Source organism: Clostridium sp. MCC328 (genome assembly GCF_018785465.1).
In the GTDB taxonomy this organism is placed as follows: Bacteria; Bacillota; Clostridia; order Lachnospirales; family Lachnospiraceae; genus Pilosibacter; species Pilosibacter fragilis.
On sequence record NZ_WQPW01000121.1, the window covers coordinates 61,737 to 80,375 of the forward strand.

Genomic DNA, 18,639 nt, shown 5'->3' on the forward strand with positions numbered 1-18,639 from the left:
TTGCTGCAATTTCTTCAAAAATATCTTTTTTCTGCTCCAGACCCAGAATTTCTCATTCTCTTTATTATCACCGCTGCTTTCAAGATCCTAGCTTCAAACAGTTCTATTTTTTACATCTTTTTTTATTCATCTGCACCCTCTATATTCTCTTCCTTATGCTTCTCCACTAACTCCGCTATATCCACAAATCCAGCTCTCCGCTCATTCTTCGACCGCCAGTACAGTTTGTCGAGCGTCTCACAAAATGCGTTTTTCTCCTCCTCCGGCAGCTCCGCCAGCAGCCACTCATAAAAGACCGCCTCGATACTCGCCTTCGAATTCTTTAATGCCTCCGCCTTTTTTGTCGCGTAAAGCAGCTGGCTTCTTCCATCCGCCGGATTCGGCTTTCTCTCGAGATACCCTTTTGCCTCCAGGCTTGCCGCCCGCCTCGCCGCAGCGCCCTTATCGATCTTAAGAGTCTCCCGTACCTCCGTCTGGGTGATTCCCGGATTGTGGCGCACGAGATGGATAAAATCGAATTCCGCTGTTCCGATCCCCTCTTCCTTCATGGTCTGCACCGTGAACTTTCCAACCTCACGGGCGATCTTTGTGATCTTTCTTCCAGTCTGGTCCATAAAGTCTCCTCCAAATATCGCTTTACTTTTGCTCTCCCGGCTTCACGCTATCTGCGTATCTTATTCCTGTTCCATAGAATTACAATATCGTAAATCCCGGCGGACTCCCTCGTTCATATCCGTCCTGTCTCACCACTATGCAAATTTTAACACAATTTTGCTCCAGATAGTTGTACCATCATCTAAATTGGATGATAGTACAACTATCTAATTTTGTCAACCTCATATTTCTGCTTTTTCTTCGAAAATAATGTCTTTACTTTATTTTCTTAAAATTTCAGTATGAAAAACAGCATCCGGCAAAAGAATGACATTATTTTAACAAAGTCTGCCATTTTGTTGTTGATTTTGTCCAAATTTCATGTATAATGGAAGTGAAAGATATCATTATTGCCTGTAAAATTTCCAGGTAATGGTACCTGTTCAACCCTGAACATGTACAAGACGATAGTCCTGCCCCACTGCGGTCGGGACCAAATTTATGAAAAGAGGTTAGATAAGCGATGGCAAAGATTGATTTAAGCAAGTATGGCATCACCGGAACCACAGAGATCGTCTACAACCCGTCTTACGAGATGTTATTCGAGGAGGAAATGAAGCCGGAACTCGAAGGCTACGAAAAAGGACAGGTCAGCGAACTCGGAGCAGTTAATGTTATGACCGGTATCTACACCGGCCGTTCACCGAAAGATAAATTTATCGTTGTGGATGAAAATTCCAAAGATACTGTATGGTGGACTTCTGACGAGTATAAGAACGACAACCATCCGGCTTCCCAGGAAACCTGGAAGGCAGTAAAAGATATCGCATTAAAAGAGCTCTCCAACAAGAGACTTTTCGTTGTCGACGCATTCTGCGGCGCAAACAAAGACACCCGCATGGCGATCCGTTTTATCGTTGAGGTCGCTTGGCAGGCACACTTCGTAAAGAACATGTTCATCAAGCCGACTGCTGAAGAGCTTGAAAACTTCGAGCCGGATTTCGTTGTTTATAACGCATCCAAAGCAAAAGTTGAGAACTACAAGGAACTCGGCTTAAACTCCGAGACAGCTGTTGTCTTCAATATCACAAGCCGCGAGCAGGTTATCATCAACACCTGGTACGGCGGAGAGATGAAGAAAGGTATGTTCTCCATGATGAACTACTACCTTCCGTTAAAGGGCATCGCATCCATGCACTGCTCCGCTAACACAGATATGGAAGGCAAAAACACAGCGATCTTCTTCGGACTTTCCGGAACAGGTAAGACAACTCTTTCCACAGATCCGAAGCGTCTCCTGATCGGTGATGACGAGCACGGCTGGGACGACAACGGAATATTCAACTTCGAGGGCGGCTGCTACGCTAAAGTTATCAACCTTGATAAAGAATCCGAGCCGGATATCTACAACGCGATCAAGCGCGATGCTCTTCTCGAGAACGTAACACTTGATAAAGACGGTGTGATCGACTTCGCTGACAAGAGCGTAACCGAGAACACCCGTGTATCCTATCCGATCGACCATATTAAAAATATCGTTCGCCCGATCTCCGCAGGTCCGGCAGCTAAGAACGTGATCTTCCTCTCCGCAGATGCATTCGGTGTACTTCCGCCGGTATCCATCCTGACTCCGGAGCAGACAAAGTACTACTTCCTGTCCGGTTTCACAGCAAAGCTTGCTGGTACAGAGCGCGGAATCACAGAGCCGACACCGACCTTCTCCGCTTGCTTCGGTCAGGCATTCCTGGAGCTCCATCCGACAAAATACGCGGAAGAGCTTGTTAAGAAGATGGAAAAGAGCGGCGCTAAGGCATACCTCGTTAACACAGGCTGGAACGGAACCGGCAAGCGTATCTCCATCAAAGATACCCGTGGAATCATCGACGCGATCTTAAACGGCGATATCTTAAACGCACCGACAAAGAAGATCCCGCACTTCAACTTCGAAGTTCCGACTGAGCTTCCGGGCGTTGACTCCAAGATCCTCGACCCGCGTGATACATACGCAAACGTTGCTGACTGGGAAGAGAAGGCAAAAGACCTCTCCGGCAGATTCGTCAAGAACTTTGCAAAATATGAGAGTAACGAAGCTGGTAAGGCTCTCGTTGCCGCTGGCCCGCAGATCTGATCGTCTTACTGATTTAGCTTTATAAGCTGATAAATGTCAGAGGACACTGCATGTAACGTGCAGTGTCCTCTTTTTGCATCTTATCACTATTACGATCCTTAACATTCTGAGCCAGCAGGATCCGCTCCTACTATAAGCTGGTCTTTCCTGTTCAGCGCTCTCTACTCCGCATGTGCCGCCGTCTTAAGCGCCAGCCGTACCAGATCATCCATGGACTGGGCATGTTCCCGCTCTGGAAGGTCCACAAAGATCTCCTGTCCGTTCTCGTCATAGCGGATTCCTGTTGTGATTCCCACCATCATCAGAGCCCGGCATCCAAACTCTGCTGCCGCCGTATAAAATGCGCAGCCCTCCTGTTCAGAGCACAGCATGCCGTACTTCTTCCACATCTTCGACTTATAATTTTCGTCGCGGTAAAGTCTGTCGTTGCAGACCGTTCCGCCCACGTACGTCACGAGATGTTCCTCATCCGCAATGCTTCTCGCGGTGCTCAAAAGCCCGAAATCTGCCACCGGTGAGAAATGTCCGTTGAACATGTTGTCGTTGATTCCGCTGGTGGTGCTGACCGCCTGGGACAGGACGATATCGAAGTTTTTCATATCGTCCCGGTAGCCGCCGGAGGTACCTGCCCGCACCAGGATCTTACAGCCATAATCCCTGCAGAGCTCCGTGGCGTAGATCAGCATGGACGGTCCGCCCATTCCGACTGCCATCACAGATACCCGTACTCCCTCAAACATTCCCGTATAGCAGTACGCACACCGCACATCATTCACAAGCACCGCATCTTCCAGATAATGTTCCGCGATATACTTCGCCCGGTTCGGATCTCCTACCAGGACGATCCGCTCAGAAATTTCGCCGACTTCGGCATGATTATGCATCGTCATCTGTATTCACGCTCCTTTTTCTTTCATATGTATATCCTACCATAATTTCACCGGATTGTCTGCCGGAAACCATGGTTACTCCACTTTCAGCGCATTCGGATAGATCTTTTTCAGCACCTCATCCCCATAATGCTCATCCATCACCTGCTGCCAAGCGGAATCCGCTGGGATTCCCTTTTCCCTCTCACTGCTTCGCACAAGGGCCAGCCCGGAGACCGCCATGTCCACGCAGAAAAATATCAGGAGAAGCCATGTCGCTGCCTTTCCGAAGTTTATCGGAATCTTCTCGATCCAGGCGGACATTACCGGGTAGATACCCTTGATCCATGCCACAGCCGCAATTCCCCAGAAAAAGCAATACAAAAGATTGATCCGCCCGCCAAGGTTAAACGGAATCTTACTGTAGTCCCAGAAAACTTTTCCAAAGAGCATTTCTGTCAAAACGCTGCAGGTATACTCATAGGCACCGCCGAGGAATGTTCCCATAAAGAACAGGAACCGGTCGGAATACTTCCGGTAGCGGTACAGCAGCATCGTCGCCGCAGCCAGGGCCACGCCCCAGACGATGCTGAACGGTCCCCAGACAAAGCTGCTGCGGCTCATCCACACGCCCGCCGTCACCCGGCAGAAGATCGTCTCCACGATATCTCCGAGGAACGCGCCGACTACCAGAAGCAGCGCGATCTTGTAAAAACAAAGGCCGTAGGCGAATATCGTCTTTCTCTGCTCAGCCTCCGCCTGGAGCTCCTCCCGGTATACCGCCTCCGGGTAGGCGTTCTGGATACGGCGGTCCACCCAGCCATAGATCTTCCGCTCAAGCCTTGAGCTCACACCTGTGAGCCAGGAATCCACGCCTTCCCACTGGCGGATTCTGCGGCTTCTGCCGGATAAGATACATAAGGTCGCCGTGACATCCATCGCCAGCACAGCCGCCAGAATCCACACGATCAGATGCCCCGGAGTCCGCGGGAGCATCCGGAATACCCGCACCAGGACCGGTGCACCCCACCGCATCGTAGCGGCACCAAGAACGCCCCATACGATAGACACCGGCACACAGATATATCCGTCCAGGTTCCATTTCATGTGGGAATAATCCCACCACCGCTCATGGTACATCCTCTCGATCACATGGCCAGCGATCCACTCCGCCAGGGTCGAAAAGATCATACTGCCGAGAAACAGCCAGATTCCATGCAGTTCCCGGCAGACAACAAGCATCGCGGTTCCCGTAATACCGTAAAGCACGCAGAACGGCCCATTCACGAGACCTCTGTTTACAAACCGTCTCTGCCGCACTGCCGCTGTCACCGTCTCGAGGACCCAGCCGAAAAAGCTGAACGCAAAGAACAGCCACAGTCGCTCAAATCCTGTATACCCCATATTTTGTACCTATCCTCTCCTGATTTTTCTTTTGTTTTCCCGGAAGCATTGCCTCATTTTTGCATCTGTTCCCCGGAATACGGTCCTCCGCTTTTTCATTCCCTTATTTTTCATCCTGCTTCTATAAAAAGCAGAACATGTATCCAGATATTCTACCACATTTCTTCTTCATATAGAATATGTTTCTTTTATTTCGTTTTTTCAAAGTTTTCCTATTTAAATAAGGGCATCTCCCACCGCACCCCTGCATCCAATATTCCGAATAAATATGCAGTGGATTCTCCGCTTTTTCCATGACTTTTGTCATATTTGTCCTTCTCGCAAGGACATCTGTTTTTTCATTCATATTTCCACACCGCTGCCCCAATCCCTCATCCCTTTCATTTTTCTCTCTGTCCCCCCCTTTTCTTTAGAAAATCTTTTCGATCCGACCTTTTCCTGCATTTTTATGGTTTTCTACCAAATTTTCTTAATTGATTTCCATTTTTTTCTCATAAAAAATTGTTCATATTTCCATAATTATATGTTATACTAGACAAGTTCGTGTTACGCGGACAAATACAATTTTATATCAAAGGAAGGTTTCTTATGGAAAACACCAAGAAAATCGACTGGTACACCCTGGCCTTCATGGCATTCTCCACGGTTTGGGGATTCGGAAACGTGCTGAATGGCTTCGTTTACTTCAACGGAGTACAGGTAATCTTCAGCTGGGTTCTGATGTTCGCTCTCTATTTCGTGCCGTATGCCCTGATGGTAGGTGAGCTCGGCTCCGCGTTCAAACAGTCCGGCGGCGGCGTGAGCTCCTGGATCCACGAAACGATCGGCCCGAAATGCGCTTATTACGCTGGCTGGACTTACTGGGCTTGCCATGTAACTTACATCGCAAGTAAAGGAAGCGGCGGATTAAAGGCATTAAGCTGGATGGTATTCCAGAACGGCTCCACTTACGACACATTCCCGACGATCGCTGTACAGATGGCAACACTCGCTGTCTTCCTGTTCTTCTGCTGGGTTGCAAGCCGCGGCTTAAACCCGTTAAAGAAATTAGCAACGATCGCTGGTTCCAGTATGTTCGTAATGTCCATCCTGTTCATCTTAATGATGTTCGCAGCTCCGGCAATCAACCCGAACGGCGGTTTCGTATCTGCTGATTACACAGTAAAAGGTCTGATCCCGCAGTTCAACGTGAACTACTTCACATCCCTCTCCATCCTTGTATTCGCAGTCGGCGGATGCGAGAAGATCTCCCCTTATGTAAATAAGGTAAAAGATCCGTCCAAGGGATTCCCGAAGGGTATGATCATGTTAGCCGTTATGGTTATGGTCTGCGCGATCCTCGGAAGTATCGCGATGGGCATGATGTTTGATCCGGCTGTCATCAACGAGAGCACAGACAGCTTCAAGTCCTACGTTTCCAACGGCGCTTACTGGTCCTTCCAGAAGCTCGGTGAGTACTACCATGTTGGCAACCTCCTGCTCGTTATCTACGCAGCATGCAACGCCATCGGTCAGTTCTCCACACTTGTATTAAGTATCGACGCTCCGCTTCGTATACTTCTTGACAACGAGGACGCAAGACAGTTCGTTCCGTCCGGCCTCTTAAAGAAGAATGAGCATGGCGCATACATCAACGGTATCAAGATGGTTATCTGCTTATCCGGCAGCATCATCCTGATCCAGTCCTTCGTACCGGGTGCTGCATCCGTTCTGACTCAGTTAAACAAACTGAACTCTGTAACCATGCCGCTTCGTTACTTGTGGGTATTCGCAGCATACATTGCTCTCAGAAAATCCCTCAACAAGTTCAACCCGGAGTACAAATTTACAAAGAACCAGACAGTTGCCCTTGTTGCAGGCGGCTGGTGCTTCTTCGTAACCGCAGCTTGCTGTCTCCTCGGAATGTATGTTGAAGGCGATATCGCTTCCACAGCATTAAATGTAATCACACCGGTAGTGCTCACAGCACTTGGTCTGATCTTACCGGAGATCAAAAAGCGGGAAGTTGCAAAGGCAAAATAATTTATTTCAATGACAAAAAGACTCTGGAGTATTCTGATCAAAAATATCAGAATTCCAGAGTTTTTTCAGTTCATTTCAATTTACACTTCCTCGATCCGATGCAGCTCCCACACTCTCACATTCACCGGTTCCACGGCGCCGCCGCAGTATGGGCAGACGCGATCGCCAAGACCGGCGATCGGTGCGCCGCAGTGGGGACAGCTGACACCGATAGCGGTCTCGCCAGCGCGTATCTTTGTGATATCCTGGATGTAGACCAGCTCCATATTGAAGCGGTGCTGTTCTTTTTCCTGCTCCACATTTTTCTTTTTATCCGGCGTCTTTAATGTGTGCAGGTACTCCACCGCGGACTGGATCCGGATCCGGCATTTTCCCGGATCTTTGTCGTATCTGGAGATCTCCGTCTGATGGACATGGATCGCGTCAAATTCTTCCCGGATCTCCTTCTCCTCCATCTCCTCGATCTTCAGCCGTACCTGATCCCTTAAGGACACAGACACCTTTCCAAGGTAAGAGAGATCCCGGTGCTCCAGCGCCTCCAGATAGCCCTTTAACTGATTTTCACACCTCTGCTTCCACTCCGGCCAGTGAAACTCTGGGAAATCCTTCTCGATCCGCGGAAGCTCCACCCTCGTCATTCCAGACACCGACTTCGGCGTATCGTCCTCCAGCGCTTCCTGACGCTTCAGCCCTTCGATCAGACTCGAGGTTCCGAAAAATTCCCGCGAAATCTGCCGGATCTTAAACATCACAAAAAAGAGAGCTCCGATCAGACCCAGCCCAGTCACGATCGCGACGATGAGGATCGCGTTTCCTGCTGTCATATCGTTTCCTCCTGCTGTAAGGAATCCTCCAAACGGACCCCTTTCGTTATCGTGGTTTCACCATGTATTTTCAACTGCTGACCACATAGACAAAGCAGGGCGACCAGCCGGAGTTCTACTCCAACCGCCGCCCCAGGATCATCCATTATTTATTTAAATAATCGATCGCAGTCTGTGCTAACAGGGAAGAACCTCTCCAGAGGATATCCTCGTCCACATCAAAACGGCTGTTATGTAACGGCCATACCGGATCCTGATCCTGTTTAGCGGTACCGAGCCATACAAACGCGCCTTTCTTCTCTTTCAGATAGAAGGAGAAGTCCTCCGCCGGCATAGCCGGGAGTTTTACATCCACAACATCATCTTTGCCGAAGAGCTTGATTGCTGTATTGCGGATCAGCTCAGCGTCCTCCTCATGATTTACAAGTGCCGGATAGCCATGACCATAGTTGATATCAGCAGTTGCGCCGGACTGTAAGCAGAGACCATCGAGAGTCTTTCTCATAGAATCCTCGATCATCGCGCGGGTGTCCTCATTTAATGTACGAACGGTTCCGTCCAGTGTACAGTCACCTGCGATAATGTTGTATCTTGTTCCTGCGTTAAAAATACCGAATGTCACAACAGCATTGTCAAGCGGATCAACTTTTCTGCTGACGATGGTCTGTGCGGCCATAACGAACTGGGACCCGAGAACAACAGCGTCAATACCCTGATTCGGTTTTGCGCCATGGGCAGTCTTACCATGGATATTGATCGTAAAGTGGTCTGTTGCAGCCATTAACGGGCCTGCCTTCACCCCGATCTTGCCGTGCGGAAGATCCGGCCATACATGAAGACCGAATACAGCTTCCACATCATCCATATATCCGGAATGGAGCATTCCTCTGGATCCGCCAACCGGAGACATCTCCTCCGCAGGCTGGAAGATCAGTTTCACCGTTCCGGCGATCTCTTCTCTTCTCTCGCAGAGAAGCATTGCAGCACCAAGAAGACCCGTCATGTGGTTGTCATGTCCGCAGGCATGCATAACACCGTCATTCTGGGATTTATAAGGAACCTCATTCATCTCCTGGATCTGTAATGCATCCATATCCGCACGGAGAGCAACGACTTTACCCGTTTTCTTTCCCTTGATAACTCCCACTACACCGTATCCGCCGACATTTTCATATACTTCGTCGCATCCCATCTCCTTCAGATACTCTGCTACCTTCTTTCCGGTTCTTTCCTCATGCTGGGAAACCTCCGGGTGCATGTGAAAATCTCTTCTGATTTCAGATAATTTCGGCATGAAAGCCTTTGCTGACTCCGTAATTGTGCCCATTTTTATGTCCTCCTTATTTTTGAAGTCTTAATGAAAAGAACCCGGCGACAGTCCGTCTCCGGGTTCTTCTGAGTTCTCTGAATTATAAACCAAGAGCCTCTTTAACTTTAGCAACGATATGAACACCGATGTCCTTAGAAGCATCTACAGACTGAGCGCCGATGTGCGGGGATACGATGAAGTTATCGCACTCGAACAGCGGGCTTGCGAATGTATCATTACCTGTTAAACCGCTGCCTGCAAGCTCGTTCTCCATAACGTCTGCTGCGTAGCCGCCGATTCTACCCTCTTTCAGAGCTTCATACATATCAGCCTCGTTTACGATACCGCCACGGCTCATGTTAAGAACAACAGCGCCGTCTTTCATCTCAGCGATGGATTTCTTATTGAAGAGATTCTTTGTCTCCGGTGTCAGCGGTACATGGATGGAGATGAAATCAGCAACCTTGATCAGCTCGTCGATAGAAGCCTTTGTTGCGCACTGCTGCTTAAATACGTCGTCCGGAAGGAACGGATCGTAAGCAACGATGTTCATCTTGAATGCACGGCCAAGCTCGCCTACACGCTGACCGATACGGCCGAATCCCATGATACCAAGAGTCTTTCCTCTTAACTCACGGCCTTCGAATTTGTACTTATCCCACTCATGGTTATATTTTACATCGTAGTTTGCTGTAAAGGTTCCACGGGAGATGTCTAACATCTTGGAAATTGTTAACTCTGCTACTGCGTTTGCGTTTAAGCCCGGTGCGTTGAATACCTGAATTCCTTTGGATTTCGCATATTCCATATCGATATGGTTTAAACCAACGGAGCAAACGCCGATAACCTTTAAGTTCTTAGCTGCGTCGAGGATCTCTTTGTCGATCTTCGGGTCTACACGCATGATCAGGACATCAACATCACCGATCTCAGCGATAAGCTGCTCTTTGCTGGACGGAAGATTGTCAGCTGTTTTAACGTTCATGCATTTGCTGAGTTCCTCAGCGATACCACCCCATACTTTATCAATGATAAGGCAATTCATAATAAAATTCTCCTTTCAAGAAATGAAATTATTCCCCAAACCCTCAGTGAACAGGAATTACCCTGCTCTCATTATATTTTACAAAACCAAACTAATTTTGTAAAGCATTTTCGCGAATATGTTTTATTTTCTTAATAGCCGTCATGCCGTCAACGCCCTCTCGCAGACGCCAACAACTTAAAAGGGATGCCGTCGGACACACTCCCCGACAGCATCCCCAATATTCAGAACCTAATGCTCTTTATGCAGTTTTCGCAAATCGGAAGCTGTCATATTTGAGACTCGCTTCAAACTACCAAGCGATACCCTGAGCCATCATAGCATCTGCAACCTTCTGGAAACCAACCATGTTAGCACCTGCAACCAGGTTGTAACCAAGGCCGTACTTCTCAGCGCACTCAGCAGAACCATCATGGATCTCTGTCATGATCTGATGAAGCTTATCATCAACTTCCTTAGCTGTCCAGGAGATTCTCTCGCTGTTCTGGCTCATCTCGAGAGCGGATACAAGAACACCACCAGCGTTAACAGCCTTAGACGGAGCAACAACCATGTTCTTCTGATCCATTAAGAATCTAAGAGCTTCGTTTGTTGTCGGCATGTTAGCAACTTCGATGTAGTACTTGATGTTGTTAGCAACGATTCTCTTAGCCTGTGTAAGGTCTACATCGTTCTGTGTAGCACACGGCATGATGATATCAACTTTCTCGCCCCACGGCTTGTCTCCAGCTACGAACTTGCAGCCAAACTTATCAGCGTAGTCCTGAACTTTGTTACGTCCAGAAGCTCTCATCTCAAGCATGAAGTCGAATTTCTCTTTTGTTGTAATTCCGTCCGGATCGTAGATGTATCCATCCGGGCCAGAAAGTGTAACAGGCTTAGCACCTAACTCAGATAATTTCTGTACAACGCCCCAAGCTACGTTACCGAAACCAGCAACTGCAACTGTCTTACCCTCTAATGTGTCATGCTCATGTTTCATAACAGACTCAAGGTAGTAAACAGCACCGAAACCTGTAGCTTCCGGACGAATTAAGGAACCACCGAAGGAACGAGCCTTACCTGTTAATACGCCGTTCTCGTAAGCTCCTCTAAGTTTTCTGTACTGACCGAACAGATAACCGATCTCACGTCCGCCAACACCAAGGTCACCAGCCGGAACATCGACATCCGGACCGATGTGACGATATAACTCTGTCATGAATGCCTGGCAGAATCTCATAACTTCTCTATCGCTCTTGCCGTTCGGATCGAAGTCGGAACCACCCTTAGCGCCGCCGATCGGAAGTGTTGTTAAGCTGTCTTTGAATGTCTGCTCGAAACCTAAGAATTTCATGATGGAAAGGTTTACACTCGGTGCGAATCTTAAACCTCCCTTGTACGGTCCAATTGCTCCGTTGAACTGTACACGGTAACCTGTATTTACATGAATGTTTCCGTTGTCATCCTCCCACGGAACACGGAACTCGATAACTCTCTCCGGGATTACCATTCTCTCAAGAAGGGCAACCTTCTCATACTCCGGATGTGCATCTACAACCGGACCTAAGGAAGATAATACTTCTTCTACAGTCTGGCAGAACTCCGGCTCGTTAGCATATTTAGTCTTTACGTCCTCAATTACCCTCTCAACATACTTGCTCATCTCGCAAATACCTCCTTAAATGTTGGTTCTTAAACCCCTGTGCCATTTTGCACCAATAAAAGACTTTTCCCTGCTCACGAATCCCAAATCAAGTCCTTAATTGGATCTCCGAGAAAGCTTTTGTATCTTTTGTATATATAGTTTAAATATCATATATAATACGTTGTTTTTCACTATGTATACAGGATTTCTCGCTGTATCTCGCGATTTGGAAGCTTTCGCATTTCCCTCAATACAAATCTTACAAATCTCTTGATTTATTTGGGACTCATTTTGCTTACGTCCTTTATTTGTCTTTATTCTAACATACCCTTTTGACTTTGTCAACAATCTGTGGTACGATTCTTATAAAAGCTGATTTATCGACATGCCTGTCATTAATAGCATGTCCTTATATAAAAAAAGGGAGGTTCGGCCATGATCAGCATCAGTATCATAAGTCCTTTAAAATCAATGGCTGTCATCGATAAAGCGATCGAACACAACGACTTTGGATGTGTATTTCACAGGTACGTTTACGAAAATCTGGAAGAAATTAAAGACATATACGAACAGTGTAAGGACATCTCCGATGTGCTGTTTTTCTCCGGGGAACTTGGTTACTCCTATATTCTGACCCATGTGGATGATCTGAAGGTCCCATGTACCTTTATCTCCTATACTGAAAAGACTCTGCTGTCCATCCTGTTAAATTTTGTAATCCATTACCCGGATGTTCCGCTAAACAGACTCTATATTGATTTTCTGACTCCGGTAAATGATTTTATGAATTTAAAGAAATATCTGGATCCGGAACATATGCCTTACTGCTTTGAAAATCCTGTCTATAACTATGAAACCTTAAAAGAGCGGGCTGTGGAGCTCTGGGAAAGTAAAAAGATCGACATGATGTTCACGCGGACCACAAACCAGCTGGAGGTTCTCAACAAGCTTCAGATCCCCTATATCCACTTTCTCCCCACGGAGGAGATGGTCCGCGATTCCATCCGGCACGCAATCAATTCTATCCGCTTAAAACAGAAGAACCAGCTCAACAAGCTCGTGATCCTCATAAAGCTTGTCTATCCGGATAATATCTCCTCACAGGACCGGGAATATCTGGAGATCACCCTTCACAAATATCTTCTTGATTTCCGAAAAGAGTACGCGTACGATTTCTCACTTCACGCAGTCTCCAACCGGTTTGAGCTGGATCTCGACAGTGATCTCTACAAGAGCAGCTTCAGCCGTATCCAGGATCTCATCGCTTTTCTGGATCAGAAAGGCGATCTGGAATTCCGTCTCGGCGCCGGATTCGGAAAATCTCTCGGTGAGAGTCATTATCAGGCAGATCTTGCCCTGCAGGAGGCTGTCAAATACGGAAAGAATGACGGTTTTGTCATCTCCGGCGAGGACAATGCCCTCACCGGCCCGCTCTCTCTTACGCGATCCTTAAATTACAGCTATTCCAACACAAAAGCGCTGGACTATTCCCAGAGCAATGGGATCAATGAGAGCAATCTCTTAAAGATCGTCGGCCTCTTCCAGATGGATAAAGACACGATCATGACAGCCGCCTCCCTGTCCCAGTGGCTCAACATCACGAGCCGCAGCTGCAACCGTATTTTACAGCAGCTTCTGGATTCCAATTTAATAGAAGAGATCGAATCCCAGAAGCAGGAAGGCAAAGGACGGCCGACGAGACAGTACCGGTTCTGCAAGAATAATTTTATCCGGACCTTCTTCTAGGCTATTATAAAAGACCGCGCTCCGCCACATTTCATGCGGGGTGCGGTCTTTTGTATCACCTGTAAGAGTATGTCAAAGTACATTTTGCGCTGAAGTGGTCACTCGTGATGATCGGCAGCTTCTTTCAGACATATAGCACCATAAAAAACGCCGCCGGGACTGCATCCTTTCCCGGCGGCATCTTTTATGTTTATGTCAGAACATTCTTATTTAAATAGTAACTATTCAGTACCTTCATAGTTACACGCAAAAATCCATTCCAGATCAGCTTCGCTGATGGGATTTTTGCCCTCCAGCCTATGTTTTCTTACGGTCAGCGCAGCAAGTGCGCAGACCTACTGAACAGTTACTTTAAATATATCTTATGCTAATGCAGCAAGCTCTTTTCCAAGTGCCTTGCAGTTCTCAAGAGCCTCATCATCCGGAGTTTCCTGGCAGATAACACCCTCGCCGCCTACAACCGTAGCGCCAGCAGCTTTCATTCTGTCTTCCCAGTCTCTCATCCACTGACCGTCTCCCCATCCGTAGGAACCGAACAGACCGATCTTCTTGCCGGATGCAAATGCCTCAACCTCAGTTACAAACGGCTCCATCTCGCCTTCCTCAAGAACCTCAGCTCCCATTGCCGGGCATCCAAGCGCGAACGCGGAAGCTTCCTTTAAATCGTCCATGGAAACGGAGGAGATGTCTGTAACAACAGCTTCCTTGCCTGCCTCTTTGATCCCTTCGCCGACTGCTGCAGCCATAGCAGCAGTATTTCCTGTCTGTGACCAGTATGCAACAATAACCTTATCCATTTTTAAATTCCTCCTGAAATTTGTTTTACGGTAACCCGGACTTCTCCGTCCGCCGTTTTTTATGATTGGAACCGGCGGTATTTAAGATGCCGCCAGAATATCCCTGATTTCATTTCCGTTTCCGGTCATGCAGATCACGTAATCTCTCGCCCGGTCATACGCTTCAAATGTTTTTAACGTATCTTCCAGATTCCCATATACTTTCCAATATCCGGAATACAGAAAATCTCTGCCTTCCTTCTTGATGAATCCCTCCACATCCACCGGCGGATATCCGAGAACAAGGCCAATCTCATGGGGGAAGCCCCTTTTTCCGTCCATGTGCTCCTGATAACCGTCCGCGATGCGGTCTAATATCTCCTCCAGCTCAAGGTCTCCATATCCGAAGGACGTCATCAGCTTCTGAACGTCCTCCCGTTCCAGATATGCTGCAAGCATCCCCGGACGGTAAAGCAGGATCGACAGTCTGCCGCGGAATTCATAGAGAACCCGGCAACATATCTTTGATCCCTCAAAAAGCTTGAACACTTCGTCTTTCTGGTCTGCCCGCACATTTAAAAGGTTGGATAATTTGATGCCTGTGAGAAGCGGCGCACACTGTAAAACGACCTGCTTCTTCGTTCCATTGACCGGGAGCTTCTGTACTGCCCCGAAGATCTCTTCGCTCATGCGTCTTACCGCCTTTCCATCATAATGATTCCGTGCCTTCCGGCCTGCGCTTTCTTACTGTCATCACAGTAAATGTGCAGGTCTGCCGGATTATTGCCTGTTTTCTCATCACATTATCCCACCGGCAGTTCCGGTTTATGCACTGTGCTTTTCAAGAATCTCAGCAAGCGCTGTGCCGCTGCTTGTATGACAGCGGACGATATCAGTACGGTTCTCATCTACCTCATCTAATACGCAGCGCACCATCTTGTGGGATACGGTGTTGGTAAACAGGATCAGAAGATCCGGTCTTCCGATCAGTTTATCAAGCCCTGTCTTCATCTGGGTGAAAACTTTCGCTTTATATTTATGATTTTCACAGATTTCTTTATACTGTCTGACCATACGGTCATGTCCGCCAATAATAACAACGCTCATGATGTGTTCCTCCTTTGCCCAAGGGTTAGCTTCGTCTAACTGATGATATAAGGTTAGCATATGCTAACTTTGTTGTCAATATCTGCAAATGAGACATTTTCTCATTTGGTTAGTTTGAACTAATTTTAAATTCAAATATTTTTTTATTAGAAAGAATACACTTTGACTCAATTTCAGGATTATGTTATACTTGTGAGAAGAACAGTAAAGTTCTGTTTAACTGATCATGAGTACTCACAATATTTTAATATTTCGACGTTTACAGGCTTGTGCTGATCTTTCTGCGCAGTTGTATTTTTTCATGACGGTTTTCGTATATGAAAACGCCGAACTATTTCTAACCATGTACACAACATATGGGGGTAATTACTTGAAAATCCAGGAATCCGCTGAAAACTATCTTGAGACAATTTTAATGTTAAGTGAAAAACAGCCGTATGTGCGTTCTATCGATATCGCGACCGAGCTCGGCTTCTCGAAACCAAGCGTCAGTGTCGCAATGAAAAATCTCCGGGTCAACAATCTGATCCTGGTAAATGACGAGGGACACATTACACTGACCGACGAAGGCCGCCGGATCGCCGAGACGATCTATGAGCGCCACACGGCCCTCTCCAAATGGCTGATGGACCTCGGAGTCAGTGAAAAGACAGCTCTCGATGACGCGTGCCGTATCGAGCACGATATCAGTGCTGAGAGCTTTGCGGCGATCAAGGAACATATTAAGAAATATTCTTCTGAAGCGAAGAATTGAGTAATGTAAAACTTCTCTCGAAAGTTCCATTTTCATTATGAACGTCCTTAAAAATGTCTGAAATGCAATTCAACAAAAAAGCGCAGCGATCACAGACTCCAATAAGTCCATGATCCTGCGCTTTTTATTGCCGCGCGCGATTTCCCGCACACTTTTCTTTTTATTGCTCCTCAGTCCTTATAAGCGAATCCCACAAAGGACAGCTCGCATCCGCCTGCCACGCGGCGGAAAATATTTACAACCGTACTCATCACATCGATAAACACATTGTCCTTCGTCTCAACTCTGACCCGGCTGCGGTCATCAATGATCTCGGCATCCCGGATATCCGGAAGTTCCAGGACTTCCCGCATGATCTCCGATGCCTCCTGCTCCGAAATCTTCTTTGAAAGCTGATAAAATCTTCCCATGATCTGCTCCATTTCCCTCCCGCAGGAGTTGCGTTAAAAGCGGCCGTTCCCATCGGAAGTTTTTCATGTGATCCGGGTGGATCGCGAGCCGTTTGTTAGGTGCTGCTAACTATTTTTATCATACACCTTTTTGCAGAAAATGGAAGATTCTTATTGAGAAATTTTCTCATTTAAGTAAATTATCATTTATGACATGCAATTTTTTTACACACACACTATGGCGACATTTTACCGATATTTCGCATTTCAGATCCGTAGAATATCTGAACACAGGGCTTTTCCTGCCATGACTTTTCCAGAATCTTTATAGTGCAGTACTATTTCACCCACACACCACTTGCATTGACCTTATATCCATCCGGAGTTGTCGTATTCGTCAGCATATATCCGTCAGAGCCCATATAGTACCAGAGTCCGCTCACCGGCGACTGGAACCAGGCATTTGTGAGGTAGCCGCCGGACTTTTTGTCCACCCACCAGCCTTTGGAATTGCTCTTCCACTGGTAGAGAGCACCTTTGCTGTAGAGGTACATATTGGAGAGCACACCTGACGCGCAGACATTATTGATCACAAATCTCTGTCTCCATGTCTTTCCGTCGGAATCCTTCGCCTGGATTTCAAAGACACCGGCCTGTCCTGTGTAGGAGGACTTTCCTTCCGACTTTCTCGCGTTCCAGTCCAGTGTATACTGGAGAGTACCGCCTTTCTTTACCGTTCCGAGAGACGCGCTGAAATCCCGGATCGGATTTCCCATCCCATCATATGCCCTTACCGTATAAGTCGCACTCGCTGCCGCCTCCGTAAACGTCACGACGGTTCCTCTCTTCACGATCGGCGCATCCTCCGTCTCTTTCTTTCCCGATGTATTTGTCACAGTCACATTCGTCGTCCCCACATAGGAACTGTCCGCACTCTCAACTCTCCAGGTAAATCCGGCAAACGCCGTGATCTGGAATGCTGCCGCGAAGATGCAGGCAAAGATAGCTGTCTTGATCGATTTTTTCATAGCGATCCACCTCACTTAAATTTAGCACTCATTCCATTATAGCTTATCTCCGAACGAAATGCAACTTGACGAGTCTTACGCTTCTCTTATGGAAAAGTGGCAAAATGGGGGCGGAAGAGCTACTACAGCACAAAGCCCTCGATGCCGCAGCTTCAAGGGCTTTTAAAAGCTATTCTACTCAATTCTGTCACATATAATCCAGTTCTTTCAAATCTTTAAAATATTCTGAAAACTCTTGCTCTGAGATTTTTGTTTTATCTTTATAATAACGTTCCCCTTCTGTTGCGTCCCACCCCAAATGAAATTTTACATCCATTCCAGAACCATTTATCTCCACAAACGCATAATCACCCATCATGGAGTTTGGCCGAACATCTGTCAACACCAATGCATGATGTTTTTCTGAATACCGCAGACTTCCATAATAATATCCATTATCCAATACTGTCACTTCTCCACTTTGCAGATCTGCAGAGCAGATCAGTGCATAAAAAAAACACCATCACTCGTAATGATTAATTCTTTTTTTCCATCCCCATCTATATCTAAATAACCATACTTAGCGGGATCCGCATACCAATCAGCTATATACTGCTTGTACTCTCCATTTTGAATAAAATTTCCAAATATAGTCTCTTCTGGAGAACTATAAATCCATTTTCCTGACGCATCTACCCTATAACCAGCCGGTGTAACGATACTGGTCAGCATAGTGCCATCTGATCCCAGGTAATAATCTCCGATCTATTTATCATGAACCATATATCCGACATTATCAAAATAATACCATTTTCCGCCTATATTGCTTCATCGGCTCATCGGGTATGTACCTGTACTTTCCTGATACCACCAGCCGACATTATTTCTTTTCCATTCACCCGCAAATGCAGTATTTGACAACATAAGTACGCCTGCCATGCTTAACCCCAGGACTAACAATTTTTTCTTCATAGCTTCATTCCTCCATAAGTAAAATAAGTAATAGGACAGGATTCCTACGATCCTGCCCCATTACCT

The 18,639-nt window shown here is 47.0% G+C and carries 20 protein-coding genes; 4 read left to right on the forward strand and 16 right to left on the reverse strand.

All coding sequences use genetic code 11. The features are described 5' to 3' along the window. Positions 1 to 122: 122 nt before the first annotated feature. Complete coding sequence (locus tag GPK83_RS14995; RefSeq protein ID WP_215705161.1) at positions 123 to 614, reverse strand: MarR family transcriptional regulator; 492 nt, start codon at positions 612 to 614, stop codon at positions 123 to 125. Positions 615 to 1,117: 503 nt separating this feature from the next. Between GPK83_RS14995 and pckA the strand changes: the two genes are divergently transcribed. Next, positions 1,118 to 2,722, forward strand: coding sequence for a phosphoenolpyruvate carboxykinase (ATP) (gene pckA / locus GPK83_RS15000; protein WP_117552844.1), 1,605 nt, complete (start codon positions 1,118 to 1,120; stop codon positions 2,720 to 2,722). Positions 2,723 to 2,883: 161 nt separating this feature from the next. Here pckA and GPK83_RS15005 read toward each other — a convergent pair whose 3' ends face one another. The 3 genes from GPK83_RS15005 to GPK83_RS15015 all read right to left on the reverse strand — a co-directional run bounded on the left by GPK83_RS15005 (position 2,884) and on the right by GPK83_RS15015 (position 5,341). After that, a complete protein-coding gene (locus GPK83_RS15005) occupies positions 2,884 to 3,612 on the reverse strand; it encodes a purine-nucleoside phosphorylase (protein WP_117552845.1) in 729 nt (242 codons plus the stop codon). Positions 3,613 to 3,687: 75 nt separating this feature from the next. Beyond that, positions 3,688 to 4,995 (reverse strand): putative ABC transporter permease, encoded by a 1,308-nt coding sequence (locus GPK83_RS15010; RefSeq protein ID WP_117505224.1) that lies wholly within the window; start codon positions 4,993 to 4,995, stop codon positions 3,688 to 3,690. 121 nt (positions 4,996 to 5,116) lie between these two features. Further along, positions 5,117 to 5,341: a hypothetical protein gene (locus GPK83_RS15015; protein ID WP_117552846.1), complete on the reverse strand. Its 225-nt coding sequence runs from the start codon at positions 5,339 to 5,341 to the stop codon at positions 5,117 to 5,119. Positions 5,342 to 5,583: 242 nt separating this feature from the next. Between GPK83_RS15015 and GPK83_RS15020 the strand changes: the two genes are divergently transcribed. Further along, positions 5,584 to 7,017: an amino acid permease gene (locus GPK83_RS15020; protein ID WP_117552847.1), complete on the forward strand. Its 1,434-nt coding sequence runs from the start codon at positions 5,584 to 5,586 to the stop codon at positions 7,015 to 7,017. A gap of 80 nt (positions 7,018 to 7,097) precedes the next feature. Here GPK83_RS15020 and GPK83_RS15025 read toward each other — a convergent pair whose 3' ends face one another. The 4 genes from GPK83_RS15025 to gdhA form a co-directional block, all read right to left on the reverse strand. Next, positions 7,098 to 7,841 carry a zinc ribbon domain-containing protein gene (locus tag GPK83_RS15025; RefSeq protein WP_015555080.1) on the reverse strand — a complete coding sequence of 248 codons (744 nt, stop codon included), beginning with the start codon at positions 7,839 to 7,841 and terminating at the stop codon, positions 7,098 to 7,100. 145 nt (positions 7,842 to 7,986) lie between these two features. Further along, positions 7,987 to 9,168 carry an amidohydrolase gene (locus GPK83_RS15030; RefSeq protein WP_015555081.1) on the reverse strand — a complete coding sequence of 394 codons (1,182 nt, stop codon included), beginning with the start codon at positions 9,166 to 9,168 and terminating at the stop codon, positions 7,987 to 7,989. An 82-nt stretch (positions 9,169 to 9,250) separates the two neighbouring features. Continuing rightward, positions 9,251 to 10,195, reverse strand: a complete 945-nt coding sequence (locus GPK83_RS15035) for a D-2-hydroxyacid dehydrogenase (protein WP_015555082.1) — start codon at positions 10,193 to 10,195, stop codon at positions 9,251 to 9,253. A gap of 292 nt (positions 10,196 to 10,487) precedes the next feature. Then, positions 10,488 to 11,840 carry an NADP-specific glutamate dehydrogenase gene (gene gdhA, locus GPK83_RS15040; RefSeq protein ID WP_015555083.1) on the reverse strand — a complete coding sequence of 451 codons (1,353 nt, stop codon included), beginning with the start codon at positions 11,838 to 11,840 and terminating at the stop codon, positions 10,488 to 10,490. Between the two features lie 417 nt (positions 11,841 to 12,257). On the opposite strand from gdhA, the gene GPK83_RS15045 reads away from it, so the two are divergent. Beyond that, the gene (locus GPK83_RS15045; protein WP_117471065.1) at positions 12,258 to 13,568 is read left to right on the forward strand and encodes a hypothetical protein; all 1,311 of its coding nucleotides are present in this window, start codon (positions 12,258 to 12,260) and stop codon (positions 13,566 to 13,568) included. Between the two features lie 362 nt (positions 13,569 to 13,930). On the opposite strand, the gene GPK83_RS15050 is transcribed toward GPK83_RS15045, so the two are convergent. The 3 genes from GPK83_RS15050 to GPK83_RS15060 form a co-directional block, all read right to left on the reverse strand. Continuing rightward, positions 13,931 to 14,365: a flavodoxin gene (locus GPK83_RS15050; protein WP_117552970.1), complete on the reverse strand. Its 435-nt coding sequence runs from the start codon at positions 14,363 to 14,365 to the stop codon at positions 13,931 to 13,933. 81 nt (positions 14,366 to 14,446) lie between these two features. Beyond that, a complete protein-coding gene (locus tag GPK83_RS15055) occupies positions 14,447 to 15,034 on the reverse strand; it encodes a DUF3793 family protein (protein WP_117552971.1) in 588 nt (195 codons plus the stop codon). A gap of 135 nt (positions 15,035 to 15,169) precedes the next feature. After that, complete coding sequence (locus tag GPK83_RS15060) at positions 15,170 to 15,451, reverse strand: DUF2325 domain-containing protein (RefSeq protein WP_015555087.1); 282 nt, start codon at positions 15,449 to 15,451, stop codon at positions 15,170 to 15,172. 370 nt (positions 15,452 to 15,821) lie between these two features. Between GPK83_RS15060 and GPK83_RS15065 the strand changes: the two genes are divergently transcribed. Beyond that, the gene (locus GPK83_RS15065) at positions 15,822 to 16,205 is read left to right on the forward strand and encodes a metal-dependent transcriptional regulator (protein ID WP_117552972.1); all 384 of its coding nucleotides are present in this window, start codon (positions 15,822 to 15,824) and stop codon (positions 16,203 to 16,205) included. A gap of 170 nt (positions 16,206 to 16,375) precedes the next feature. On the opposite strand, the gene GPK83_RS15070 is transcribed toward GPK83_RS15065, so the two are convergent. From GPK83_RS15070 to GPK83_RS15095, 5 genes are all read right to left on the reverse strand, one after another. After that, positions 16,376 to 16,615, reverse strand: coding sequence for a hypothetical protein (locus GPK83_RS15070; RefSeq protein ID WP_117553001.1), 240 nt, complete (start codon positions 16,613 to 16,615; stop codon positions 16,376 to 16,378). A gap of 317 nt (positions 16,616 to 16,932) precedes the next feature. Next, positions 16,933 to 17,622, reverse strand: coding sequence for a hypothetical protein (locus GPK83_RS17185; RefSeq protein ID WP_118529343.1), 690 nt, complete (start codon positions 17,620 to 17,622; stop codon positions 16,933 to 16,935). A 187-nt stretch (positions 17,623 to 17,809) separates the two neighbouring features. Then, entirely contained in the window at positions 17,810 to 18,064 is a 255-nt protein-coding gene (locus tag GPK83_RS15080; protein ID WP_215705162.1) for a hypothetical protein, read from the reverse strand. A gap of 38 nt (positions 18,065 to 18,102) precedes the next feature. Next, a complete protein-coding gene (locus GPK83_RS15085) occupies positions 18,103 to 18,366 on the reverse strand; it encodes a hypothetical protein (RefSeq protein ID WP_345941832.1) in 264 nt (87 codons plus the stop codon). Between the two features lie 63 nt (positions 18,367 to 18,429). Beyond that, positions 18,430 to 18,573 carry a hypothetical protein gene (locus tag GPK83_RS15095; protein WP_181968072.1) on the reverse strand — a complete coding sequence of 48 codons (144 nt, stop codon included), beginning with the start codon at positions 18,571 to 18,573 and terminating at the stop codon, positions 18,430 to 18,432. Positions 18,574 to 18,639 lie beyond the last annotated feature (66 nt).